Source organism: Candidatus Dependentiae bacterium, assembly GCA_026389015.1.
Taxonomy (GTDB): Bacteria; Babelota; Babeliae; order Babelales; family Vermiphilaceae; genus JAPLIR01.
The window spans coordinates 76619-101900 of sequence record JAPLIR010000015.1; the positions used below are offsets into that span (position 1 = coordinate 76619).

Below are 25282 nucleotides of genomic sequence, written 5' to 3' on the forward strand. Positions count from 1 at the left end.
TTTTTATGAAGAATATGTTAAAAAAATATATGCTCGTTGCTGCAGCAACCCTAGCAGTAACTAACGTCAATCATATGATGGGGGCAACCCAAACCGCTGCTCAAAAAGCTGCTGCCGCCAAAACCGCTGCTGCCACAACAAAAGCAAAATCAGCAACAAGCACAGCAACAACCGCAGCTAAAGCTAAGGCCGCCGCAACATTAAAAGCAGCAACATTACCAGCAAAAGCCACTGCCAAAGATAAAGCAAAAGCTGCCGCAGACGCACAAGCTGCCGCCGATGCTCAGGCAGCCGCAGACGCACAAGCTGCCAAAGCAGCTGCCGATGCAAAAGCCGCAGCCAATGCAGCAGCAGCCCAAGCAGCTGCGGATGCAAAAGCTGCTCAAGAAGCAGCCGCTCAAGCAGCAAACCAAGCCGCACTGGCAAAAACTAAAGCCGATGCAGCAGCAGCCCAACAAGCCATCGATGAAGCAAAAGCTCAACAAGCTGCCGCGTTAGCAGCCCAACAAGCTGCTGCTGCTCAACAAACTGCAGTAGCCCAAGCCATTGCTCAAGCGACAAAGGAAGCATCAGAAGCGGCAGAAAAGGCTCTTGCTGATCTTAAAGCAGCAGTTCAAAAAGCAGCAGAGGATCAAAAAGCAGCGGTAGCTAAAGCCGTTGCAGAAGCCCAAGCAATCGCCGACGCTAAAGCAGCTCAAGCAAAAAAAGATGCCGAAGATGCAAAAGCTGCAGCTGTCCAAGAAGCAAACCAAAAAGCAATAGCCGACAGGGCCGCCGCTGACGCTCAAGCAGCTGCCGAAAAAGCGATAGCCGATAAAGCTGCTGCTGACAAAGCAATAGCTGATAAAGCCGCAGCCGATGAAGCAGCTCGTATAGCTGAACAGGCTCGTCTTGCAGCAGTTGCAGCACAAGCAGCAGCTGACAAAGCGATAGCTAATCAAGCGATAGCTGACAAAGCAGCGGCAGACAAAGTAGCGACTGACGCTCAAGCAGCCGCAGACAAAGCCATAGCTGACAAAGCAATAGCTGATCAAATTGTAATCGAAAACGATCTTCTTACACGAGTCAACACGGTAACGAAAAATCTAACCGACAAAATAACACAGTTTAATGGGTGGGAAAATCAGATTTCAGGATGGATAACTGAATTAAGTGGATACCAGTCTCCATTCCCTAATCAGACGAAAAAAACCCTCGCTTCTCAAAAATCTGATTATGATTCACAGATTAATACACTCAACAATTACAAGAAAGATTTAGAGTTATTTAAAGGTACGCAAGCAGGATTTACTTCAAAAACAGCACTGCCAACGCGACAAGATTGGGTATGGCAAGTAAACGAAAGACTCTCAACAATAGAAAAGACGCCTCAACTTTCTCAACAAACGCAAAACATAACCCAAGCATGGTTTGATAGTGAGAAAAAGAAGATTGCTGATGGTGTCAATTCATACTTAAATGTGGTCCGCCAAGCAAAGACCACCGCTCAAGACTTAATAGGAAGAATTAATTATCAGCATGACAGTCCCGGGCAACTTTTCACCGCTCCTAATGCAGAAGCAAAGCGTGATACATTATTGGCTGATCTCAATCAGTTTATCGGTGATCCTTTACCAACGAAAGCCTTAAATTTATATAATGAAATTAATGAAGTAAGCAGACCAGATGCCAACTCACCATTACATATAACTTATCCTATAGGACTTTTTAAAACAATGTCAGATCTATATAATCAAACCCCACAATAAATTAACGTAAAATAATGTGCCATATATTCTATATGGCACATTATAAAAACGAGAAACAGTTATTTAGTTGTTTACCAAAAAATCAGTACTTATTTTTTTAAATTATTGAACATTTACCATGTTTAAAAAACCGGTTATGACATTGAATACTATATTCCCTAGAACATAGGCCAATGCAATTAAGAAAAGGACTGGATATCCAGCATAAGCTAACAAAAGACAACCTAACCCAAAGAATGCTACCAATAGATATGATTTGGCGCCGTGCAGATTTAATTGTTTTGGTGATAAGAACTTCCATGCAGAAAGTTTTAACACGGACAACACCAGCACCATGCCAAACAATCCTTCATGAGAAACCAGCAAAGAAAGTGGGCTCTGCGCAATCCATACCGATGCAATAACAACCGTTGCTAGAAAAGAAGCGGCAAGCGTTGTGGGCAGCCCAACAAAATGACGCTGAGCATTCATGTGTAATGCATTAAATTTAGCAAGCCTATACAAGCCAGCACACAAATAAACACCAACAACGAGTAAACCAAATGGCCCGTAGTCAGCAAGGCGCCAAGTGTACATTAAAATAGCTGGCGCAAAACAAAAAGAGGTTGCATCGCACAGCGAATCAAGCTCCATGCCAATATCACTGCATGACCCAAACGCTCGAGCTAACCTACCATCCCAAAAATCCATGCATGCGGCTAACAAAATGCAATAGGCAGCAAAAGTAAAATTATGACTGATAGTATGAATTACCGACAGTAATCCAAAAAATGCGTTTAAAAAACTAAAGAAAAAGGGAATGATAAATAATTTTTGTTTAATTTTTTGTTTACCAGATTTGCGCCATGTTTTTAGTAAAGAAAAAGCCATTATTGCCACCTTCCTAATACCGTTTGTCCACCAACGACTCTTTGTCCAACACCCACCGCAAGTATAACCTCAGCTGGCATCAAGATGTCAACTCTTGATCCAAACCGGATCATGCCATATTTGTATCCTGCTGGTACTGATTGACCTTTAGGCACCCAACAACAAATACGTCGCGCAACGGTGCCTGCAATTTGGCGCACCAGAATAGTTTTACCTTGTTCATCGGCAATCACAATATCATTACGCTCATTGAACTCAGAAGATTTTGGCAAGAATGCCATAGAAAAAGTACCAGTTTTGTAGATAATATCTTGAATCGTGCCAGCCATAGGAGTCCAGTTAACGTGCACATCGATGGGCGAAAGGAAAATGGAAACTTTTTGCGCATAACCTTCTAGCTTGTTGTCCTTATCAAACTGAACGTCCACCACCACACCATCAGAAGGACAAATCAAAACTGATGCATCCCGTTTAGCCTCAAGGCATTCACGTTCTGGATTGCGGAAGAAATAAAAACTAAACAAGAATAATCCAAGCGAAACATACAATAACGGACGAAATAAAAAATAACCAAGTACCGTGCAAACAATAAGTACTGCAGCAATGTAAAAACCTTGGGTCCACAATAAATTCGAAGTAATAAATGTTAGCATAAAAAATTCCTTATAAAGTAAAACAGGTATCCATAGTTAGGATACCTGTTTTTTTAAAAATCTAAAGTTAGCTTAGTTTTTGCGCTCGTCGCTATCTGCTACAAATGGCATGCCACCTGGAGCTCCCTGTTGGTTATTATTAATCACAACCACGGGGGCTTGAATACCACCATTCTGAGGACGATTTGGGTTAATAAAAACGCCAGCCTGTTGTTGTGCTAACAACTTCTCAAGTTCACAAAGCCGTTGCCATATTTTTAAAATCTTCCAATAAGTTTTAGCTGCGTACACATAATTAGGCTTTATGGCAGTAAAAATAGGCTTAGAAATACGCTGTAGAAATGTTGGGTTACTCCACGGATTTTGCATTGCAAGGTTAATACTTCTTTCTTGCTGCTCAGTCCAAGAACCTGGTCCTTGTGGATCTGCATGCTCACCTCGAGCATTGAGAGGAGCATCAACACATGCCTTATCATACTCTCGCTGAATACCAAACGCATCAACTAATGAAGGCATAACATCGCAATAGACAAGATGATCACGCTCCAATTGCAAGATATCTTGCCAAAACTCATCCTTTTCACGATCTATAGCATCTCTGACATGTTTCCACGTTGGATAGGCAATACTATTACCGTTCAAATCAGGAATATACAAAGTACCATTTTGAGCAGATGTCTTGAAGGCTTGAATAATTGCCGCACCATTAGCTTTAATTAAACGAGCAGCAGGATAATTTTGCACTTCCCATTTATAAAACTTTATTGGCCCATCATGCCTATCACCGAGACACATATGATCCAAATTTCTCTTTTTATCTAACGTTCTGATTCCTGCATAGTTATACAGAAACCGTGTTAAAGCCGCCGTAACTGTAACGCCAACACCAATACCTATTTTAGTTTTGGTATCTAGATTAGATTTAGCCAACATCGTGGCGCCAACCGCAGCAACCGCTCCAGCCTTGACTAAGGTAGGTAAACTCCAAGCTGCCCTGCTTACATAAGCAGCTGCAGCAGTAGTTCTCTCAGCTACATAAGCAGCGCCATCGCACACATAAGTATATGCTTGAAGAGCATAAGGTCGATAAACAGGTTTGTATGCCAAAGCAATGCTGCCTACAACACCAAAGAAAGCCCCTGCTTTAATCAAAGTCGATACTACACTTGAAGATTGAATCGGTACTTGCGGTGCAGGATTCATACCTGACGTAGGCATAGCGACCTGTAGTCCCATAATCATTAATAAAACAAAGATTGTGTTTTTCTTATTCATAGTAACCTCATATTTTTTAGAAAACATATTCTATAGTTCATTATTGAGTTTAACTATAAAAATTAAGTAATCAACAGCCCTCATTGAGCACATTTCTAATAGAAATAGCACAGATAAAAGTCGGATTTTAAACCTTAAGAACAGCCTTATCAACCAGCGCTTTGGTCATGACCATTTGACGATAGGTACCCATAGCATTGGTATTGCCTACCAACAAGAAACCTTTTAAAGTTCCAGCGACCAGTAAAAAGAGATGATAATACCCATCACCCTGCTGAGTTATGAGCTCACCATCGGCCAGAGGAGTCAGAATAGGCCCGCAGGCCGCAAATTTTATACCAAAAAATGAAGAACTAATAACGGGAGAAATGCCAGGATACACACGCGGCTGCCCAGCCATGTGACACGCAGCGACCAACCCTTGGAGCATCGCATCTGGCCACAATCGACTTGGAACTAATTTTCCACTCAGTTGATCTTGCACCATGGCGATATCACCCGCAGCATAGATTGCAGAAACGGATGTTTGCATAAACTGGTTGGTTATAATGCCTTGATCCTGAACCGCAACGCCAGCTTGAAAGGCCAGCTGCACATTAGGTCGCAACCCAACCGCAAAAATAACCATATCAGCATCAAGGGCTTTACCGGAAGCTAACATAACACCGCTCACGCGGCCTGCTCTTCGTAGCTTTAGCGTAGTAGAGCCATTGTTAGAAATAATTTCTGACACCATCTCATTGGCGCAAAAGGTCACGTTATGGACTGCCATCTGTTGTTCGATAGCCTTTGAACCCTGAGCATCAACAATCGATGACAAAACTTGACCTTGTTTTTCGACAACAGTCACTTCAATGTTATGTGATAATAAGGCATCCGCGCATTCAAGACCACTCAAGCCTGCACCGACCACTACTGCTTTTTTAACCTGCGATTTGGCAATCCATTGCATAATCGCGTGCATGTCTCTCAAACGATGGAAGGTAAATACACCTTCAGCTTCTGCTAAGCCAGGTAATGTTGGTATGATTGGCGAGGTACCAACACCGAGAAGTAAAGTGTCATAGGCAAGCTCTTGACCATCATCGAGAATAATTTTTTTTTGATCGGGAATAATAGATGTTACTCGTGTGCCAAGCATCAAGGTGATGTTTTTATTTTTAGCCTGTTCAAGCGTTAGTGTATGCACTTGAGACTCATCCTTGCTGCCAGCAAGATAGTCTGCCAGCATGCATTTATTGTAGGGAGCTTCAAGCTCATCAGAAACCACGATAATAATTGCATCTGCATCCAATTGCCGCAGCTTATGTGCCGCTGCTGTTCCTGCTGCTGATGCACCGATAATGATATGAGTTTTTGACATGATTCTCTTTATTTTATTTATCTTTAGCCCGACGTAGCTTGCCGAGCCTGAAGGCCCGGATAAGCGAATGAATTAATATCAAAAATTAAGCCCGTCGTCGCCTTCGGCTATTTCGGGCAGTCTTCGCAAATAAAACATTTCAAGTAATTTTTTACTCCTAAGCTTATCTGGCCTGCCAGACGTAGCTAGCTCTACGAGCATAGCGAGAAGAACCTAGCGAAGACTGGTGCGCCCGACGAGATTCGAACTCATGGCCTGCAGATTAGGAATCTGCCGCTCTATCCACCTGAGCTACGGGCGCAAATAACTTTTATTTCAAATTTGACTCCCAATCTACTCGCTATTTTATCCTGCCTGTCCGCCGAAGCTTTAGCGAAGGAGGAAGCGAAGCCGAAGGGGGCGCAAATAATGTGCAGCAAATACTTAGAAATTTATATAACTTGATGAACTATATTTATATTGCGCCCGGTAGGATTCGAACCTACAGCCATCGGAATCGAAATCCGGTACTCTATCCAGTTGAGCTACGGGCGCAAATAATAGTATTATATGTAACAAAAAAAAGACTAAAGAGCCAGAAAAAGATGATAGGAAGCGCAAAAACTACGCTGAAGTTCTTTTAAAATAAGCTAGAAACTCTTTATTACCAGTCGTGCCTTCTATTGGCGATTCGGTAACGCCTATTGCGACAAATCCATAACGGGCAATACCCTGAGTAACGAGCTGAATAACATGCGCATGCATTTTTGGATCTTTAATAATACCACCGCGACCAACATCTTCTTTACGTACTTCAAATTGAGGCTTAATAAGAGTAATAAGTTGCCCATCGGGTTTAAGTATGCTGCAAACCGCATCCATAACTTTGAGTAAAGAGATAAATGAGAGATCAAGAGTAATGAGATCAACTTTTTCGCCAAGATCGGTCATATTACGCAAGTTAGTACGTTCTATTACAACTACGCGTTCATCGTTACCAACTTTTTCATGTACTTGGCCATAACCAACATCAATGCCATATACTTTTCTTGCACCACGTTGCAACATGCAATCGGTAAAGCCACCGGTTGAAATACCTGCATCCATGATTACCAAACCCGCTACATCAACCGCAAAATGATCCAATGCCTTTTCAAGCTTAAAACCGGCACGGCCCACAAATTTTTGCTCTTCGGCCTGCAAGGTCAACTGTGCATCTTCTGGGATGATCATGCCTGGTTTGGTGACGATACGCCCTTCAACCTGCGCTTTGCCCTGCATAATTAAACTTTGAATATAACGTCTGGTATGCTGAGCAAACTGCTCTTGCAACAATAGATCAAGTCTTTTTTTACTCATAACACCACTCATAACAATATAAAACTATGGATACCCGTATATTACCAGTATACCAACAGGAATTATATTGACTACACCGCGGTTTTATTAACCTTTTTTAACAGTTTCTCGACTGCTTTTGTAACAGGATACATAAAATCCTTGCTCAATTGCAGCTCATCGTCTAATAAATCCTGCAAATTGAATGCCGCAAAAAAATCACGCCTGGTTTTGAGCGTCAAAAATCCGGTGGTGATACTTTTTTGTAAAGCCTTTCTAAAGCTCTCCAGAGTGCCAACTTCTATACCATTTACTTCTTTAATGCTATCGCCAGGCATGATAACATTGAGCTGCTGCGCCAGTGAACCAGGCAACACGTGAGCAATAACCAATACCGGCTGAAGTTTTTCCTCAACTTTTTCGTAGACCACTAAATCGGGAGCATCCTCAATTAATAAAGGAATATGATTATCCGCTAACGGCATAATAACCATGCCAGCTATAATTTCGTAATCAATCGCTTCGCAATCCGGATACATATGTCTAATCGGATACGGATCGGATAATACAAATTTCAACGTTATCTCTTTGCGTTTACCATTACGATACACCACACATTTTACCTTATCGCCTGTTTTTACACGCGCAATAAGGTCAATCAACGTTGTTTTATCTACTCCCCAAGGCGCTGGTGATTCTCCATATACATCGATTGGCAATCCATTAAATTCATACAACATATCGCCAACCTGTATACCAGCTCTATCAAATAAAGAATCTTTAATCACTCTATTAATATAAATACCAGCCGGTAGCGGGTTGCCGAGAAACTCAGCCTTACTATCATTTGCATACATACATTGCACGCCTAAAAAAGGAACTCTGACCAACCGCTGCGTATACAGTTCGTCCAAGATCAAGCTCAGCTGATTGATAGGGATTGCATAGCCAACATTTTGTGCTTCAGCAATAGTAGCTATACTAATCCCAATCACCTGTCCGTGCTCATTAAACATTGGTCCTCCGGAAGATCCGGGATTAATCGGTGCTGTTACTTGAATGAACGCCTGCCCACCATCACTTGATTCGCGGCCACTCACTACGCCCGTGGTGCTTTTTAGGCGATATTGACCCATGGGATAACCAAGCACTAAAATTGCATCAGTGCGCTGCACTACATCTGAATCACCAAAGATCAAATAAGGCACCACACCAAGTGCTGCGCGTAACTCTTTTAAATCTTTTGGTTTGATACGCAATAATGCCACATCACGCTGCGGACAACAACCAACAACGTCAACATGAATCATGTGCCGACCCAACAAAGGCACATGTACCCAAATACGTTTTGCTTCATCAATTACATGGGCATTGGTAATAATGTAGCCATCGCCATTAATTAAAAAACCACTGCCTCGATTTTCAGCCTGCTCTTCAATATTGTACGGCTCTAGCCAATTAAATTTACCCACCTGCGCAAAAACTTGCACAACCGCATTTTGAACCGCATCTTGAATTTGTGTCCAATCTACCGTGCCTTTAATCAAAACAATATTCTCTTTTTTCATGTTTCATTCGCCTTTTTTTACAATATTTTTCTTTTTCACAAGCTACTACAATGTTTCATCAAAAAAAAAGAGATGCCCATACTATTGATTATTTTTTTCACACCATGCTACAGTACCGTAGATCAATAAAGATATCATCAGAATAATATTTTTTTTGCTAAGTAATATTATTGACAACGAAAAATAATAAGGGTAAACAGAATTAAAGAGATTAATGTTCATATGTATCATCTAAAAAAGGAGACAGTATTATGAAACAACTCAGGTCTTTACGCGATCTAATGCCGAATTACACAAGAAGGTTGCGCCTGTTTCTTACCGGTGCATTGCTGCTACAGCCAGCCTTTTTTGCAACAGCATCAGCCGCACCCACAACAAAACAAAAAACAATACCATCTACACAACAAAAAAAAAATAACGATAAACTTACCGCCGCATTAGAGGCAACAATCACCAATCCAAAACTATCTGATGAGGACAAACAACTCATTGCCTCATTACCTAAAAAAATCGACGCATTCTTAAATGCCAATAAATCAACAACCACTTTAGACCTATCTACTCGTGATCTTTCGACCTTAAAAACTACCTTAACCACCATAAAAACTAACTTAACTACTTTAGAAAAAAACGCTGAAGCTACTACTGCTGAACATGTGCACATTGTACGCCTTGCCTTAGAAGAAGCGTTGCAGGTAATTGATACAATAAACCCTGCTGATACACGTGAGGGAGGATCATACGTAGATGAAGCTAACTTCCAAATTCTTTGGAGACTCTTTGAAATTGTCAGTGTTGTAATAGTAAATGATGCCACTATCATTAGCTTACTTGATGTCATTGAAAGTAGCCTTGATGCTTGCTGTGCAACCTTAAATAGTAAAATAGACGCTATCGATTTTGACAGTAGCACTGTTATAAGCATAGTAGAAGTCATCGAAAGCAATCTTGAACAATGCTGCGCAACCCTCAATAGTAAAATAGATGCTATCGACTTTGACAGTAGCACGGTGATAAGCATAGTAGAAGTTATTGAAAGCAATCTTGAACAATGCTGCGCAACCCTCAATAGTAAAATAGATGCTATCGATTTTGACAGTAGTACTGTTATAAGCATTGTAGAAGTTATTGAAAGTAAACTCGATGCATGCTGCGCAACCTTAAACAGCAAATTAGATGTCATCGACGATAAAGATGATACTATCATCAGCAAAGTAATGGTCGTTGAAAGTAAACTTGACGGTTGCTGTGCAACATTGAACAGCAAATTGGATGTCATCGAAAGCAACGTAGAAGTTGTTGAAAGCAAATTAGATGGCTGCTGCTTCACCGTTAATAGTAAATTAGATGTTCTCCTTGCCTGCCCACCTACACCAATCTTTGTCGATGGTGTGAGCGGCACGGTTACTCTTGACACGCCAGGCTGTTATTGTCTTGCAACCAATGTCTGCGGACAAATTATTATTGCGGCAAACGATGTCCATCTTGATTTAAATTGCCGTACATTATCTGCTCTTGGAGGCCTTAGTAATATCGTAATCCAACCAAGCCATAAAAATATCGCCGTGTATAATGGATCAATCGTAGGAACCTGTGGCGTAACTACTGGTGACAATGGTATCGATGTTCAAGCAACAAACCAAGCTATTAATCTCCATGACCTTCTTATTGAAGATGTGGCTAATAATGGTATCAATGTTGGTATAAATAACAGTGGTATCATTGTACGGAACGTAACCATACAAAATAATCCTGCTAGGATAACGAGCATAAATTCTGGTATTAACGTAGCTGCAGGCACGCGCAATGTAACCTTGGAAACTATCGTTATTCAAGGATGCAATGGCCACGGGATACATTTCACCGAAAGCTCTGACCTACAGATTACCAATGCATTGATACAAGATATTGATTTTGGTAATAATAACGGTGGCGCAGCAGTATTCCTTGATGGATCTGGCGTTACATCAGTCACCAACGTCAGTTTAAACAATGTCCGCGTTATGCGATCAAACTTTGGTATTTTCCTCGGTTTTGCTGCTAATGTATGCATAACTGAGTCATCTATACAAAACGGTGTGAGTGCAGGTGTCTTCTCAACAGGCAGCGCATTGAATGTCTCATTACGAGATATATGTATCGACAGCATACAAAATGATGCAAGCAGTGATGGTATACACATTGAAGGCACCGCGCAAGCATGGAACATCAACAATGCAACCGTCAAAAATTGTTCGGGCAGAGGTATATTTTTCGATGGAACAGCCGGCTCTATAACCGACATGCTCATTGCTGATGCCTATGTTACTCATTGCAGCGTAGAAGGCATAACATTAAATACATGCGAAACTATCACCATCAAAAACTCAACGGTCAGCAGTAATGGCTATACCGGCGGCGCAGCCGGCGGCATCTTACTCGACACCTGCTTCTGCTGTAATCTTCTGGACAACAAAGTGAATGACAACATTGGTAATCCAGCACATGGCATTAGTTTTGAAAATTGCCAACGATCTTCAATTATACGCAACTGCGTAGAATGCAACCATAGTGATTTGGATACTAATTCTGTCGGAATTCTTATGGTAGGCATCAACAACGTTGACAGCAGTATCTTAAACAACAGAATTACCCACAATCGAAGCACCAACGGCGCCGGCACCAGTTACGGTATCCGAAACGAACTGGCCGGCGATACAGTCAACCAGTACCTTGGCAACTATGCTTGCGGCCATGATTTCAACTACTTCAATGTTGACTTCATCAGAGACATGGCAAACGCCAGTCCTTGGAACAACGTTGAATGCGACCTTATTGGCAGCAATATCGATGACCTCATATTTAGCGCATTAGAAAACTGCTGTTTTACCTTAAATAGTAAAGTAGATGCTCTGAATGGCGCTCTCGACAACTGCTGCTTCACCTTAAATAGCAAAGTTGATGTTCTGAATGGCGATCTGGATAATTGTTGCTTCACCTTGAATAGCAAAGTAGATGCCCTGAATGGCGATCTCGACAACTGCTGCTTGACCTTAAATAGCAAAGTTGCTGCTCTTACTGCTGATCTCGACAATTGTTGTATCACCACCAACAGCAGACTTGGCGTCATTGAGACGAACATGAATTCGCAGTTTGCGATAGTAAACTCAAAGTTGTCTGCTCTGCTTGACTGCTTATGTTCTTGCACTGACTGCGTTTGTTAAGAATGATACTTTTACCCATAAGGAATAAAAACATGAAAAAAACATTGTTATACAGTTCGATTCTCAGCATGGCCCTTGTGGCCATGCTCCCGATGCAGGCAGATGACTGTGCTGTGCCATGCAGAAATCCAAAAACATTTCTTGCACATCGCTCACAAAGCGAAAACGCTGCTCGAAACCTTTGTGGCGTACAACGCTACATCAACAAATGCTCAAGGGAAAATGTTGGCGGCATTGATGCTTTAGATTGCTGTAGCCCATTGGATCTCTCAGCGCATTCTTATGGTGAATTTTCGATAACACCAGAATACACACAAACATTCAGAGGAAAATACATTACCGAATACTTTTTTGGTAGAGCTGCTGTTGATGGTAAGGTTGTATTTTCTGGTAGCAAAGTCCTAAACCGTGGACCTAATGATCTTCTTGCCGATTATTTCGGTCTACCCCAGGATTTCAGAAGCACCGTCTGCTTTAATCCTCGTGTACAAAACTTCTTGGTAGATTTTGATCTTTATATTGGGTTAGATAAATGGGCACGATCAGCCTTCTTTAGAATAACTGCGCCATTAGTATATACCCGCTGGTCAATGAATGCCAGAGAACAAGTCAGCGCTGAAGGCGACCTACCTTTCCCATTAGGCTATATGAACGTTCTAGAAGTACCACGCGCAAGCTTGCCACAAGGAGTGCTTGATACCTTTGGTGGCAATGTTACTTTTGGTGATTTAAAGGTACCATTGCAATATGGTAAAATATCAAAATGTCCAAAAGTAAGAAGCCTCACACGCCTTTCTGATGTACAAATTGCTCTTGGTTGGAACTTCGTTAATAACGACATTAGCCACATGGGCTTTGCAATTCGTACCGCATTGCCTGCTGGCAACAAGCCTGAAAGCGAATACCTATTCGAGCCAATCGTTGGTAACGGCGGCCACTTTGAACTCGGATTAGGTTTCACTTCCCATCTAAAATTCTGGGAATGTGAAGACAACAATCAGTCCATAGCGCTCTATTTTGATTGCAATGTAACACACCTTTTTGACACCAAGCAAGTACGTACCTTTGATTACCTTGACAATGGCCCACTGAGCAGATACATCCTTTCAGCAGTCTTTAAAGATATTGTACAAAATGCTGAACAAGAAAACGTTCTCGGATCAGTAAGTGCAGTGAGTGCAAAGAGTGAATATGCAGGTGAAATATTCAACTCAATAAACCAAATAACCCTATGCACTAATGTCAACATTCAACTGCAAGCCGACGTAGTATTTAAGCTTGCCTACACGTACAAAAATTTTGAATTTGACATAGGCTACAACTTCTGGGGACGCACACAAGAACGCTTGAATATCGCTGATGAAGTTGCTATAGAGCTCTACGGCCTTAAAGGTGACGCCTTTATGTATGGCGCTGCATTACCCGGCGCTGCAGCAAACATGGGCCATATGAACTGGCCACCTACAGCAGGAACTTTTGATATAGCGGGCAGCTCATCGACCGTTCCAAGCGCACGAAACTCTTATGTAAACAATGCACAATACAGCCGCATTCCACTCAGCGGAATGCAAGAAGATAGAGCAACCGCTTTTAGTGGTGGTAACTATGTGAGAGACGTAAACGGCAACTTCCCCGTCGCTCCAGAATTGAACCCTGGTATCGATTCACCACGATCAGCAGTCGCCTATTTAAATACCAACGCTCAACCTAATGTTGAATTTGTATATTCCCCTATCGATGGTATTGGCAGCGATATAACACCTATCAGAACATCAACACCCGTCGACTTTGGTAATGACACAGAACCTTTCGACCTTGATGTTGAATCTGCAGCAACACCAAGCGTTAGCACCAATAAACTGTTTGTAAATATCAGCTATAATTGGGACCGTGCATGCCGCGTTAAACCATTTATCAGCCTTGGTGGTGAAGTTGAATTTGACGCAAAACCTACAGACCTTGGCAAGCATGCATGCGATTGCAGAGCTGCTTTCAACCAATGGGGTGTATTTCTTAAAGGTGGCATAGGATTCTAATCCCCTCACTTTATTCTAGAAATAAAAAAGGCTCCGCACAAAATGCGGAGCCTTTTTTTGATCTTCAGTTTACTCTTTAACTATGCCACTGTTGCTTGTTCAGGTTCTGTAGATTCAGTCTTCTGACATACAATTGCAACAGACTTATTAGCATCCATAATCTTACACAAATCTTTAGCCATAGCTGACAAGGGATACTTATAATCCATCGCCAACTTAGATTCGTCTTCAAGCACTTTATCAAACGGCAATGTTACAAATACATTGTCCGATGCACGAGCAACGTTGTCCGATGCGCGAATAGTCAAGTAGGCAGTACCCACATTCTTTTTAACAGCCTTTCTAAAATCTTCCAACGTATGTACTTCCATACCATTAATCTCGTTGAGCGTTGCACCTACCGCAAGAGTACGCGAACGATACAACTGAGAATTAGGGAATATGTGCGTGATGACTAATTTTTGCTGATTTTGATTTTTTAATTCAGCAAACTTTGCCAAGCCTGATGCAGAACCAGCTAACATATGAATATGATTCAAGGTTAATGGCGTAACCACCATGCCACCAAATACTTCGTAATCAATTGATTCGTATCCCGGATAAATTCTATGTATGGCTGGCATAGTCCCTTGCGTAAACTTAATGGTAGCTTCTTTACGGGTACCATTGCGATATGCTACCAACTTCATATCTTGGCCAATAGAAAGACGCGTTACATAATCAATAATCGAAACTTTGTCTTCCGACCACGCAACAGACATCTCACCAAAAATATCAAGACGGTTACCATTAATCTCGTAAATCATGTCGCCACGTTTGATGCCAGCTTTGTCCAACGTGCTGCCTTTGACAATTTCAACCACGTAGCAACCTCCTGGTTGCGGGTTGCCTAAATATTGCGTCAAGCTATCAGTTGCATTGTTAAACAACACACCCAAGAACGGCTTGCGTAATAACTTGACGTTATAAAAATCATTAAGCACAATTTTAAGATCGTTAATAGGAATAATATACCCAACGTTTTGAGCCGAAGGAACATTCGCCGCATTGATACCAACTACTTCACCCTTGGTATTAACGAGTGGACCACCTGAATTGCCGGGATTAATTGCAGCACTCATTTGAATTAAATGTTGCTCGCGACCACTAATAACACCCGTGGTGCTCTTGACCGATTGCTGTCCAAGCGGATAGCCCAGCGCCATCACTTCGTCAGAACGACGTACAATGTCAGAATCACCCAACGGTAAATACGGCACAGCACCTAAAGTTTTTCTGATCACTTCTAGTCCATCAGGCTTGACGCGTAATAACGCTAAATCGCGCTCAGGAGAAACTGAGACTACTTCAACATCAATAATGCGCTTGCCGAGTGACGGAATTTGAATCCAAATAGAACGCGCTTGATCAACCACGTGTGCATTGGTAATAATGTCACCATTCTCGTTAATAAAAAAACCACTGCCATACGCAGAATATTGTGCCGGTGTTTTGTAAGGTTGTAACAAATCAGTTTCTGCAATTTGCGAGAATATTTGAACTACTGTGTCTTTAACTTTATCTTGAATTGGTCGCCACACTTGGCTCGTGGAAACCATTTTTTCAACGGGAGCTGGTGCCTGTCCGGCGTAGCTTGCCGAGCCTGAAGGCCCGGATAAGCAGAGCCTGGAAGGAACATCTATGCAGGTTGCCAGAGCAACTTTTTGGTCACGCATCGTCGAAAGCGCTTCTTCCAGTACGCGTTGCCGCTGAGAAAGTATAACAACGCCACCCGTGCCAACTAAACCAACAATACAACCAAACGCTATGCCAATTTTTGAATAACTATGCATCGCTACACCTTCCTTTATAAGGGTAAAAAATATATAAAAATTTTAAAAAGACGTCCTATAGCTTACAACAATGATTTAAAAAAGTAATAAGCAGCTGCCACCAAACCCTAATTTGCCAAAAAAATGAGAAGTCAGTACGATAGTAGTGGTTACCAAATTGTATTGTATTCCCCTTAAGGAGCTGAGCTCATGAGTTCTACCACTAACACCGTCGTCACGCTGGATAAAATCGTTGCCTTGTGTAAACGCAAAGGCTTTGTCTATCAATCAGCTGAAATTTATGGCGGGTTAAATGGGGTATACGATTTTGGTCATCTTGGCCATCTCTTAAAAGAAAATATTCGTAAGTCCTGGACCAACGCAATGAACCGCACCGAAAAAGGCGACATACTTTCGCTTGAAGGTTCGCTCCTCGGACCTGAATCAGTGTGGGCGGCTTCTGGCCACATCGAAAACTTTCACGATCCAATGGTCGATTGCCTCAAATGTAAACATCGCTACCGCGCGGATGAACTTGATTTGAACAAACCATGCCCTCATTGCGGCAACAAAGCATGGACAGAAATACGCGAATTTAACATGATGTTTAAAACTAATCTTGGTGCCAATGCCGAGCAAGCTACGGTGGCCTATTTACGCCCCGAAACAGCTCAAGCCATTTACATCAACTTTAAAAATGTACTATCAACCAATCGTGTTAAGATTCCTTTTGGCATCACACAAATTGGCAAAGCATTTCGTAACGAAATCACCCCAAAACAATTTTTATTCCGTATGCGCGAATTTGAGCAAATGGAAATGGAATGGTTCTGCAAACCAGAAACAGCAGAGCAAGACTTTGAATTTTGGTGCAAAGAACGTATGAGCTTTTATAAAACTATTGGTATCAACACCAGCAAACTCAGATTCCATGTACACGATAAAGATTCTCTTGCGCACTATTCCAAAGGTTGTAAAGACATTGAGTATGAATTTCCTTTTGGTTGGAAAGAGTTGGAAGGCATTGCCTACCGCGGTGATTACGACCTAACCCAACATTCAAAACATTCAGGCAAAGATCTTGGCGTGCATGACGAACAAACAAAAAGTTCTTACATTCCGCACATTGTCGAAAGTTCTGTCGGTGTTGACCGCCTATTCTTAACGATCCTCTTTGATTCTTACACCGAAGATATCGTTGAAGGCGAACCACGCGTTGTGCTCAAATTTCACCCAACCATTGCACCAATCAAAGCAGCCTTCTTGCCATTAATAAAAAAAATCAGCGAGCCTATGGAAAAAATTTACCGCGACATAAAGCGTAAGGGCTACATGGTAGACTTTGACGAGTCGGGTTCCATCGGTAAACGCTACCGCAGACAAGATGAAATGGGCACACCGCTTTGCTTTACCTACGATTTTGAAAGTGAAACCGATCATTGCGTAACCGTACGCGATCGTGATACAACAAAACAAGAACGAATCGCTATCGATCAGATTGTTAATTATTTAGAATCCACACTAAAAAAGGCATAATCACATGCTCAGTAATGTAAAAAGGGTGTATACATGGATGGGCACACGTGTTCATTCACGCTATGCAGATGTTATTTTGGGGCTCTTCTTTTATCTTGAAGCAATTTTTTTTATTCCAACCGATCCTATGCTCATTGTCTATTGCATTGAGCGACGCGACAGAGCGTACGTCTACGCAACTATTGCAACGATATGCTCCGTACTTGGTGGTTTAACTGGATACTTCATCGGTTATTGGCTTTGGATGACCGCCGGCCAGCAAATCATTCATAACCCACTGGTCAGCTACGTTATGCAACCAGACACCTTCCATTATCTGTGCGGATTGTATAAAAAATACGAAGCATTAGCCATTCTGGCAGCTGCGTTCACCCCAATTCCTTACAAAGCAGCAACATTAACTGCCGGATTTTGCAACTTATCTCTTATGCCATTTATTATCGCATCACTTATTGGTCGTGGCGCTCGATTCTATCTCTACGCAATCACTATCAGTATTTGGGGTGAGAAAATCAAACAATATATTGACCGCTACTTTAATATGCTAGTAGTCTTGGCTATGGTACTCATTGTAGGCGCCATGTTACTCATGAAAAAATCATAAACTATTTCAGGAATATTTTGTATGGGCATTCGTAAATTAGCGCATATCTTTCCCGGACGCGTTATTCTTTTTTCTATATTTCTCACTATTGTTGCTGGAGCACTCCTCCTATCGCTCCCTATTGCGCGTATCATAGATGTATCATTCATAGATTTATTATTCACGGCAACTTCTGCTACCTGCGTCACCGGTCTTTTTACCATTCCCATAGGTAGCTTTACTATGTTTGGAAAATGCGTCATTCTCATGCTCATACAAATTGGTGGCCTCGGACTCATTACCATGACACTGTTCGTTATGTCACTGTTTATTGATCTTGGTTTGGCCACACAACTGGTCGCCGGAAAAATTTTGGAACTCGAAACCTGGAAAAACATTAAACAATTCATTCTTTTTATTATTGTCATGACACTCACTTTCGAGCTTATTGGCATACTCTGTATGTTTCCTATTTTTGCAACAACGCTTCCCTATCCAAAAGCATTATTTCTTGCAACGTTTCACTCAGTATCATCTTTTTGTAATGCCGGCATCACCCTCGGCGATTTTGATATACAATTTATTAATGCACACGCATCCATACTTGCCATCATTGCATTCTTAGTATTTAGCGGCGGCTTTGGCTTTATCACCTGGCACGAAATTCTCCTCTACTTCAAATCTCGCAATCAAAAAAGACGCCATAATTTTTCATTACACACCAAAATTGTTATCTATGGATTAATAGCAACAATCATAACATTTGCACTCGTGTTTTTCGTATTAGAATATAACCACGCATTAAGCAAACAATCTTTTATCCAAAAAATATTTTCTTCACTCTTTCATGCGATCACATTACGCAGTGCTGGTCCAGCAACCATGCCACTCGAAAGCCTCCATGTAGCTACTATATTTTTTATTATGATTATGGCATTTATTGGTTCAGCACCAGGGTCAACAGGTAGTGGTATAAAAATAACTACGCTTGCCGTGTTTCTTGCCACGATTAAAACAGCAATTAGAGGCAGAACATCGGTTGAAATTAGAGGAAGAACGATCGCAACTGAGCAAGTCTATAAGGCAATGGCTATTATTGCACTCAGTATTGGCTGGATCGTGTTTACAACAATGTGCCTACTCATCACCGAGCACCATACCTTCATGGATATCTTTGTTGAAGTTATTTCAGGATTTACTAACCTGGGACTTTCAATGGGCATCACGCCCTACCTGTCACTCATAGGAAAATTACTCATTATGCTGAGCATGATCATCGGACGTATTGGATCACTCACGCTCATTTTGGCACTAAAATTGAAAACAAATAATGAACCCGCTGGGTTTTCGTATCCAGAAGAACGTGTAATGTTAAGTTAATGTTAAGGAAACATACCATGAAATTTTGTGTTATTGGACTCGGTCGTTTTGGCTATCAAGTTGCAACTGGATTAGCCGAACATGGCATAGAAGTACTTGCCATTGACAGCCAAGAGAATCTTGTCGCTTCGATTAAAGATCACGTTACCCATGCCATATGTATGCGCGTAACCGATGAAGCATCACTGCGCAGCGTTGGCATTGACGAAATGGACACAGTTATTGTCGCTACTGGCGAAAATTTTGCTGAATCAGTACTCATCACCGCGCTCCTAAAAAAGCGCCTAAAAATGCCAAAGGTTATTGCGCGTGCTATTAACGATATTCACCAAGATATCCTCAAACTCGTCGGCGCTGATGAAATTGTTTTGCCCGAACGAGAAATTGGCAACCGTCTTGCTGACAAACTGAGCTCGCCCTTCATTGATACCATTCATCTCGCAGAAAATTTTTCGGTAAGCCAATTGCGAGCACCCAAAAAATTTGTTGGCAAAAAACTGTCTGAACTCGATATTTATAAAAACTATCATGTTCACTGCATCGGCATTAAGCATGACGCCAACACCGTGGTGTCAATTGACCCGGAAGACATTATTGGCGAGCAAGATTTACTCATGTTCTCTGGTAATGATGAAAACCTAGAAAAGATGGCAAAGCTATAAAAAACATCTTTATATTTATAAATGTATACAAAAAAAGAGCCGCATAGTTAAAAACTATGCGGCTCTTTAAATTTCTAATCTTAAAGCTTAGATAGCTTCAATTCTGATAACCGTCTTAGGTTGGCGGTGACCCTTTTTAACGCGTACTTTTTTACGACGTTTGAAAGTAAATGAAATAACCTTTGGTTCTTTCATTTGTTTGATGATAGAAGCTTTAACAGGAGTTTTTAGAAATGGTTGACCAATTTCTATAACGCCGTTTGCTGTTTTGCGTAACAAAACGTCGGTGAACTCAAGCATAGAGCCATCTGCAGCGTCGATTTTTTCAATCGCAACGGTTCTGCCTGGGATTGCTTGGTATTGTTTGCCACCTGTTGCAAAAATAGCATATTCTTCAAATATTATTTGTTCCATGAGCGTCCTACTTTGATTTAATCATGATATGTATCAATTTTTGATCATTCAATCTCTTTTATTCTTTCAGATATATAGGATAAATTGTAGCATATAAGGCTTTCTAGGTCTAGCGGAATATAAGAAAAACCTACAAAATCCTGGTGATCCTATAGACACCAATCCATAATATTTACATATAGAAATAATTATTGATCGTGAGAGGAGGCCCTCCTATAATTAATCCTGCTTCTTTTCCGGCTCTTGCCCCTTCATTTCTAGAGCCTGAGGGATCGCGGCAAGCTGGCGGGACATTGAGACTACTTTACCAGGAATCAATACAGCAACTTCGCATCCAACCTGTCCAAGACCTCGAAATACCCTTTGGGAGATTTCCTGGGCATCCTTGGGAAACAAGACATTATAACTTATCAAAATCCCTGCAGTGTTTGCTGCATGAGGGCCACAGAAACAACAACTAACTCCCGAACAAAACAAACACGCTGTTGCTACCCTATTGTGCATATTTTCTACCAACTTAACTTCAACAAAATCAACCGCTGCTTCTTCTGCTGCTGCCGCTAAAGAACGTGCTGGATGCTGGACTAATTGACTCGAGGCAACAGTGCCCCATAACCTATACCACAAACTTGATTGCTCCATACAGAACAATGAGCTTGCCGTGATTAATGAAACGAAAACAATCGATGATTTTACGAAATTTTTCATCATGTATCCTTTATTATAAACATAGATTTTTTTCAAGATTATAACACATGAAACTTTTTTAAAAAATACAATAAAAAAGGATGTATCGTCGGGACACATCCTTTTCATGTATACAACTTTAATCGATTGGTTAATTAGCGATAAACGATGGAGCCATAAAGCAACCAACAATGAAAGCACCACGAGAAAAAGACGAAGCACAGAGACCTGATCTTGCGTACCATTTCTTACAAAAAGATGTTTTATCATCGTTTACAAAAAACGGCATATATTCACGAATAAACTCTATGTCTCGAGCTACAAATCGCACAAAATTCAAGAAAGCTTTTGCACCCAGTACCGCAGCAATTCCGGTTAAACCATCTTGAACTTGATTTTGCTTATGAGCAATCTTCCCTAAAACAGCCAAAGTCCCAAAAGCACCAAGGGCACCAAAGGAAATTGCATCTCCAATTCTTTCCCCTTCCCGACCTTGTGAATAACCGTCATCACTAGGTGCCGCAGATAATTGACTAGCCAGCACCAATGAAAGTGCTATCAATAACGCCTTACTGAAAATATTTTTCATATATGACCTAAAAAAAGAATTGTTAAAACGATACATCAACCATTACTTACACCACACACTCTTTTTTAAAGATTATAACACATGAAACTTTTTTAAAAAATAGCACAAAAAAAAGATGTATCATTGAGAAACATCCCTCAAAATTCATACCTAGTAAATGCTTATTAAACCTGATCATCATTTGACAGGTTACGGTCTCCAGCAGGGACTCTTGACAGGTTACGGTCTCCAGCAGGGACTCTTGCAGCCATTGCTAAAGCCGGAGGAACTGGCAAAGTAGCCGAACCAGAACTTTCACAACACGAAAGACAATCATTGAATTCACCTTCCCATGCAGCTCTATACACATTGACCAAACCGGCCATCAAACATGCCTCACCTACAGGCATAGAATAACCATACAAAGAAAAAGTGCCCGTCGCATACAAACACAATGCAGCATTAGTGCTTTCTAGAGAGGTACAGCATTCACTCATAGAATCACAAGGCTCATTATTCTCATATATCTTTGCTGCAGTATTTGCACAACAGATTGAAGATGCAACCACGGTAAGAGGAATGCTAGGGGGCGATATCATCCAGAGCCCACAACTAAAACAGGCTGCGCCCTCAACACAATGGTGAAATTTACGTCTTAATATGTTTACGGAATCAACATCGTTCCTTATTCCCTCAAGAAACGGAACCATACAACGTGCCGACTGAGCGATCAATAAGAGCGTCGCAATCATTATTTGTTTTTTCATTATAGAATCCTCTTAAGCGTTATTACTAACGCCTTATTAAAAATAACCTTCATATTAGCTAGTGTATTAGAACTAAGCCATATGTCAATTAATATTTCAATTATGCAATTATTAGGTGAGATTTTAGGATGATTTTTGACGCTTGGACCATAAGAACTCGTTTGACGTAAAAAAATTATTCTTTCAATGACCATAACAAATCAAATGCCATCTTTGGCGACAGCGTATTATAATCAAGAACCGCCAACTTGTTCAATAAAACTTCTTGATCCTTCAATTGCTGCTGAATTTTTTTAAACTCAACCTGCATGCTCTTGTTCTCTTGCAATAACTGCTCATATTTTGTCATCAAGAAATCGTCTTTTACTAGTACAGTATTCAACGTACTTTGCTGTTCACTGCGCGCAAGCGCATCAAGAATTTGTTCAGCACGAATAATGACCGACTCAGGTAATTGCGCCAATTTTGCTACTTCAACGCCAAAGCTGCCATCGGCAACACCACGTATAACTTTATATAAAAATAAAATACCCTGCGGCGTTTTTTTGCTCGCTGCATAATAACTGACGATACCAGGAATTTGATCCTGTAAGAGCGTCAGCTCATGGTAATGGGTTGCAAATAAACATCGTGCTTGGACATGGCTGGCAATGTATTCTACTACTGCTTGGGCAATAGCAAGACCATCAAAGGTACTCGTGCCACGGCCAACTTCGTCTAAAATCACTAAACTATTTTTGGTAGCCTGCGTACAAATTGAGGCCGTCTCTTCCATCTCTACCAAGAAGGTACTTTTGCCTTCGGCAACATTGTCCCCTGCACCAATACGCGTAAACACACGATCAAGCAATGCAAGGTTGGCAGATTTTGCCGGCACCAATGAACCACATTGTGCCATAATAGAAATCAACGCCACTTGTCGTAAATAAGTCGACTTGCCGCCCATGTTCGGACCAGTAATAATCCATGTCGATTCTTCATCATTGAGCACCGTATCATTAGGAATAAAAGAACTACCCAACGCACTCTCCACCACGGGATGACGGCCATCATTGATCATAATGTGACGATCGCTATTAAAAGTCGGTCGCACATAGCCATGTTCATAGGCAACTTTTGCAAACCCAAAAAGCGCATCCAAATGAGCGAGAGCATGCGCAAGTTTACGTAACGAACTGATATGCGACACCACCTCACGTTTGACGCAGTCAAATACTGCTTTTTCTGCTGACTCAATCTGGGAATTTGCATTAAAAATTTCGTGTTGCAAGTCACGCAACGATTGCGTGGTATATCGCTCGCGGCCCACCAACGTTTGATGGCGCGTGTAATGCGCTGGCACTAAACCAAGATTGGCTTGCGTGACTTCAATATAGTAGCCATGTGCTTGTGTGTATCTAATTTTTAATGAATTGATGCCGGTTGCACGTTGCTCTTGTTGCTCAAGTTCTAAAATTTTTTGATTAGCATTATTGACCAGTTCTCGTAATCGATCCAGTTGATGGTCAAACCCTGGCTTAATAATCCATGGTTTTGTGTTGTCGTCATTCAGTGCTGTCACCAGCAATGCGCGCAGTGGTTGAAAGTCTGCTAGAGCATGCGCGATAATTTCGATAAGCTGTACCCGTTTGCGCGATTTTAATAATATCGCAATGGTCGGCACAACTTCAAGCGCCTGCGACAACATCAAATAATCATAGAGCGATGCACGCATTAAGGCGATACGGCCAATGACACGTTCAAGATCACCAATAGGTGATAAATGATGTTCCAGTTTTTGCGTAATGCCTTCATCCTGAACTAATAATACAACGGCATCTTGGCGCTGAATAATTGCATCCTTTTTCATCAAAGGACGCATGAGCCATTTTTTAATCATGCGAGAACCCATTGGCGTCACGGCGCGATCCATGACGGCAAACAGCGTATTTTTTCTACTGCCATCTTGCGCATTATGCACAAGTTCTAAATTACGTTGTGTAGCAATATCCAGCAATAAAAAGTCTTCTGGTTCATAAAATTGAATCGACTTGAATTGATCCAATGCTGCTTGCTGATTTTTAGCGACATAGGCATGAAACGTACCGATGGCAGAACGTAACGCAGCATTTTCATATACTTTTTGCACCGACTGGCCACGCAACTGTTGCACGAGCCATTCATCGACGGCGGCAGCTTGATCGGACCCCGCTACCACGTGATCGGCAAAGGTGGTAAAATAACCACGTTGTTTAAAATATCCTTGAAACGATTTGCCCATGGCAGTTTGTGGAATTAAAATTTCATCGGGAAAAAAACGAATAAGTTCAGATTCTAAGAGTTTATCAGACGTTGCTGGTAATACTGTAGCAAAAAGCTGTGCGGTTAATAATTCACCAAATAATAAACCCCAGGAATCTGCGGTTGGAAAAAAAGAGAAAAGATACGATGCTGATTTTTCATCAAGCAATTTCGTATCAGTCAAGGTGCCTGGCGTTAACACGCGCGTCACGCCACGCTCGACAATTCTTCCTGGCACTGGTTGCTCGAGTTGATCGCAAATGGCGACTTTAAAACCAGATTTGACCAATTTAACTAAATAATGGTCGAGTGCATGGACTGGTACACCACAGAGCGGAATAGGCTCGCCATTGCTTTTACCGCGTGCGGTTAAGGCAATGCCTAATGACGCGGCAGCTTGTTTGGCATTATCAAAAAAAAGTTCGTAAAAATCACCGACTTGAAAAAGCAACAGCATATCCGGATACTGTTGCCTAATCATGTGATATTGTTGCATTAATGGTGTTAATTCTTGCATGACTTTAGATTAATTATAACGTATTGCATAATGTTTTATTCATC

The 25282-nt window shown here is 41.4% G+C and carries 19 protein-coding genes and 2 tRNA genes; 7 read left to right on the plus strand and 14 right to left on the minus strand.

Features of this window, described 5'->3' with window-relative positions:
* Window positions 1–5 precede the first annotated feature (5 nt).
* Window positions 6–1748, plus strand: coding sequence for a hypothetical protein (locus NTX86_01890; protein ID MCX5922058.1), 1743 nt, complete (start codon window positions 6–8; stop codon window positions 1746–1748).
* Between the two features lie 102 nt (window positions 1749–1850).
* On the opposite strand, the gene NTX86_01895 is transcribed toward NTX86_01890, so the two are convergent.
* From NTX86_01895 to NTX86_01930, 8 genes are all read right to left on the minus strand, one after another.
* The gene (locus tag NTX86_01895; GenBank protein MCX5922059.1) at window positions 1851–2618 is read right to left on the minus strand and encodes a CDP-alcohol phosphatidyltransferase family protein; all 768 of its coding nucleotides are present in this window, start codon (window positions 2616–2618) and stop codon (window positions 1851–1853) included.
* Window positions 2618–3271 carry a phosphatidylserine decarboxylase gene (locus tag NTX86_01900; protein ID MCX5922060.1) on the minus strand — a complete coding sequence of 218 codons (654 nt, stop codon included), beginning with the start codon at window positions 3269–3271 and terminating at the stop codon, window positions 2618–2620. The genes NTX86_01895 and NTX86_01900 overlap by 1 nt, the downstream gene beginning before the upstream one ends.
* Window positions 3272–3343: 72 nt before the next feature.
* Entirely contained in the window at window positions 3344–4546 is a 1203-nt protein-coding gene (locus NTX86_01905) for a hypothetical protein (protein ID MCX5922061.1), read from the minus strand.
* 127 nt (window positions 4547–4673) lie between these two features.
* A complete protein-coding gene (locus tag NTX86_01910) occupies window positions 4674–5909 on the minus strand; it encodes an FAD-dependent oxidoreductase (protein ID MCX5922062.1) in 1236 nt (411 codons plus the stop codon).
* 224 nt (window positions 5910–6133) lie between these two features.
* A tRNA-Arg gene (locus NTX86_01915) sits at window positions 6134–6210 on the minus strand.
* A gap of 159 nt (window positions 6211–6369) precedes the next feature.
* Window positions 6370–6443, minus strand: a tRNA-Arg gene (locus tag NTX86_01920).
* A 69-nt stretch (window positions 6444–6512) separates the two neighbouring features.
* Window positions 6513–7247 carry a TlyA family RNA methyltransferase gene (locus NTX86_01925; GenBank protein ID MCX5922063.1) on the minus strand — a complete coding sequence of 245 codons (735 nt, stop codon included), beginning with the start codon at window positions 7245–7247 and terminating at the stop codon, window positions 6513–6515.
* 71 nt (window positions 7248–7318) lie between these two features.
* Window positions 7319–8794 carry a trypsin-like peptidase domain-containing protein gene (locus NTX86_01930; GenBank protein ID MCX5922064.1) on the minus strand — a complete coding sequence of 492 codons (1476 nt, stop codon included), beginning with the start codon at window positions 8792–8794 and terminating at the stop codon, window positions 7319–7321.
* A 251-nt stretch (window positions 8795–9045) separates the two neighbouring features.
* Between NTX86_01930 and NTX86_01935 the strand changes: the two genes are divergently transcribed.
* Together NTX86_01935 and NTX86_01940 are read left to right on the plus strand one after the other, a co-directional pair.
* Complete coding sequence (locus tag NTX86_01935; GenBank protein ID MCX5922065.1) at window positions 9046–11997, plus strand: right-handed parallel beta-helix repeat-containing protein; 2952 nt, start codon at window positions 9046–9048, stop codon at window positions 11995–11997.
* Window positions 11998–12029: 32 nt separating this feature from the next.
* Window positions 12030–14033, plus strand: coding sequence for a hypothetical protein (locus NTX86_01940; protein ID MCX5922066.1), 2004 nt, complete (start codon window positions 12030–12032; stop codon window positions 14031–14033).
* A gap of 80 nt (window positions 14034–14113) precedes the next feature.
* Here the strand turns inward: NTX86_01940 and NTX86_01945 are convergent, their stop codons facing one another.
* Window positions 14114–15865, minus strand: a complete 1752-nt coding sequence (locus tag NTX86_01945) for a trypsin-like peptidase domain-containing protein (protein MCX5922067.1) — start codon at window positions 15863–15865, stop codon at window positions 14114–14116.
* 189 nt (window positions 15866–16054) lie between these two features.
* On the opposite strand from NTX86_01945, the gene NTX86_01950 reads away from it, so the two are divergent.
* Genes NTX86_01950 through NTX86_01965 form a run of 4 tightly spaced genes read left to right on the plus strand, consistent with a single transcriptional unit; the run spans window position 16055 to window position 20005 of the window.
* The gene (locus NTX86_01950; GenBank protein ID MCX5922068.1) at window positions 16055–17380 is read left to right on the plus strand and encodes a glycine--tRNA ligase; all 1326 of its coding nucleotides are present in this window, start codon (window positions 16055–16057) and stop codon (window positions 17378–17380) included.
* 4 nt (window positions 17381–17384) lie between these two features.
* Window positions 17385–17984 (plus strand): VTT domain-containing protein, encoded by a 600-nt coding sequence (locus tag NTX86_01955; GenBank protein ID MCX5922069.1) that lies wholly within the window; start codon window positions 17385–17387, stop codon window positions 17982–17984.
* Between the two features lie 21 nt (window positions 17985–18005).
* Complete coding sequence (locus NTX86_01960; protein MCX5922070.1) at window positions 18006–19343, plus strand: hypothetical protein; 1338 nt, start codon at window positions 18006–18008, stop codon at window positions 19341–19343.
* A gap of 17 nt (window positions 19344–19360) precedes the next feature.
* Window positions 19361–20005: a TrkA family potassium uptake protein gene (locus tag NTX86_01965; protein MCX5922071.1), complete on the plus strand. Its 645-nt coding sequence runs from the start codon at window positions 19361–19363 to the stop codon at window positions 20003–20005.
* Between the two features lie 87 nt (window positions 20006–20092).
* Here NTX86_01965 and rplU read toward each other — a convergent pair whose 3' ends face one another.
* From rplU to mutS, 5 genes are all read right to left on the minus strand, one after another.
* Entirely contained in the window at window positions 20093–20419 is a 327-nt protein-coding gene (gene rplU / locus NTX86_01970) for a 50S ribosomal protein L21 (protein MCX5922072.1), read from the minus strand.
* A 219-nt stretch (window positions 20420–20638) separates the two neighbouring features.
* Entirely contained in the window at window positions 20639–21127 is a 489-nt protein-coding gene (locus NTX86_01975; GenBank protein MCX5922073.1) for a hypothetical protein, read from the minus strand.
* Window positions 21128–21257: 130 nt separating this feature from the next.
* Window positions 21258–21695 (minus strand): hypothetical protein, encoded by a 438-nt coding sequence (locus NTX86_01980; GenBank protein ID MCX5922074.1) that lies wholly within the window; start codon window positions 21693–21695, stop codon window positions 21258–21260.
* Window positions 21696–21859: 164 nt separating this feature from the next.
* Window positions 21860–22441: a hypothetical protein gene (locus NTX86_01985; protein MCX5922075.1), complete on the minus strand. Its 582-nt coding sequence runs from the start codon at window positions 22439–22441 to the stop codon at window positions 21860–21862.
* Between the two features lie 175 nt (window positions 22442–22616).
* Complete coding sequence (gene mutS / locus NTX86_01990; GenBank protein MCX5922076.1) at window positions 22617–25238, minus strand: DNA mismatch repair protein MutS; 2622 nt, start codon at window positions 25236–25238, stop codon at window positions 22617–22619.
* Window positions 25239–25282: the final 44 nt, after the last annotated feature.

Coding starts and splice junctions, on each gene's coding strand:
- NTX86_01890 (MCX5922058.1), top strand. CDS start 6: ATGAAGAATATGTTAAAAAAATATATGCTCGTTGCTGCAGCAACCCTA.
- NTX86_01895 (MCX5922059.1), bottom strand. CDS start 2,618: ATGGCTTTTTCTTTACTAAAAACATGGCGCAAATCTGGTAAACAAAAA.
- NTX86_01900 (MCX5922060.1), bottom strand. CDS start 3,271: ATGCTAACATTTATTACTTCGAATTTATTGTGGACCCAAGGTTTTTAC.
- NTX86_01905 (MCX5922061.1), bottom strand. CDS start 4,546: ATGAATAAGAAAAACACAATCTTTGTTTTATTAATGATTATGGGACTA.
- NTX86_01910 (MCX5922062.1), bottom strand. CDS start 5,909: ATGTCAAAAACTCATATCATTATCGGTGCATCAGCAGCAGGAACAGCA.
- NTX86_01925 (MCX5922063.1), bottom strand. CDS start 7,247: ATGAGTAAAAAAAGACTTGATCTATTGTTGCAAGAGCAGTTTGCTCAG.
- NTX86_01930 (MCX5922064.1), bottom strand. CDS start 8,794: ATGAAAAAAGAGAATATTGTTTTGATTAAAGGCACGGTAGATTGGACA.
- NTX86_01935 (MCX5922065.1), top strand. CDS start 9,046: ATGAAACAACTCAGGTCTTTACGCGATCTAATGCCGAATTACACAAGA.
- NTX86_01940 (MCX5922066.1), top strand. CDS start 12,030: ATGAAAAAAACATTGTTATACAGTTCGATTCTCAGCATGGCCCTTGTG.
- NTX86_01945 (MCX5922067.1), bottom strand. CDS start 15,865: ATGCATAGTTATTCAAAAATTGGCATAGCGTTTGGTTGTATTGTTGGT.
- NTX86_01950 (MCX5922068.1), top strand. CDS start 16,055: ATGAGTTCTACCACTAACACCGTCGTCACGCTGGATAAAATCGTTGCC.
- NTX86_01955 (MCX5922069.1), top strand. CDS start 17,385: ATGCTCAGTAATGTAAAAAGGGTGTATACATGGATGGGCACACGTGTT.
- NTX86_01960 (MCX5922070.1), top strand. CDS start 18,006: ATGGGCATTCGTAAATTAGCGCATATCTTTCCCGGACGCGTTATTCTT.
- NTX86_01965 (MCX5922071.1), top strand. CDS start 19,361: ATGAAATTTTGTGTTATTGGACTCGGTCGTTTTGGCTATCAAGTTGCA.
- rplU (MCX5922072.1), bottom strand. CDS start 20,419: ATGGAACAAATAATATTTGAAGAATATGCTATTTTTGCAACAGGTGGC.
- NTX86_01975 (MCX5922073.1), bottom strand. CDS start 21,127: ATGAAAAATTTCGTAAAATCATCGATTGTTTTCGTTTCATTAATCACG.
- NTX86_01980 (MCX5922074.1), bottom strand. CDS start 21,695: ATGAAAAATATTTTCAGTAAGGCGTTATTGATAGCACTTTCATTGGTG.
- NTX86_01985 (MCX5922075.1), bottom strand. CDS start 22,441: ATGAAAAAACAAATAATGATTGCGACGCTCTTATTGATCGCTCAGTCG.
- mutS (MCX5922076.1), bottom strand. CDS start 25,238: ATGCAAGAATTAACACCATTAATGCAACAATATCACATGATTAGGCAA.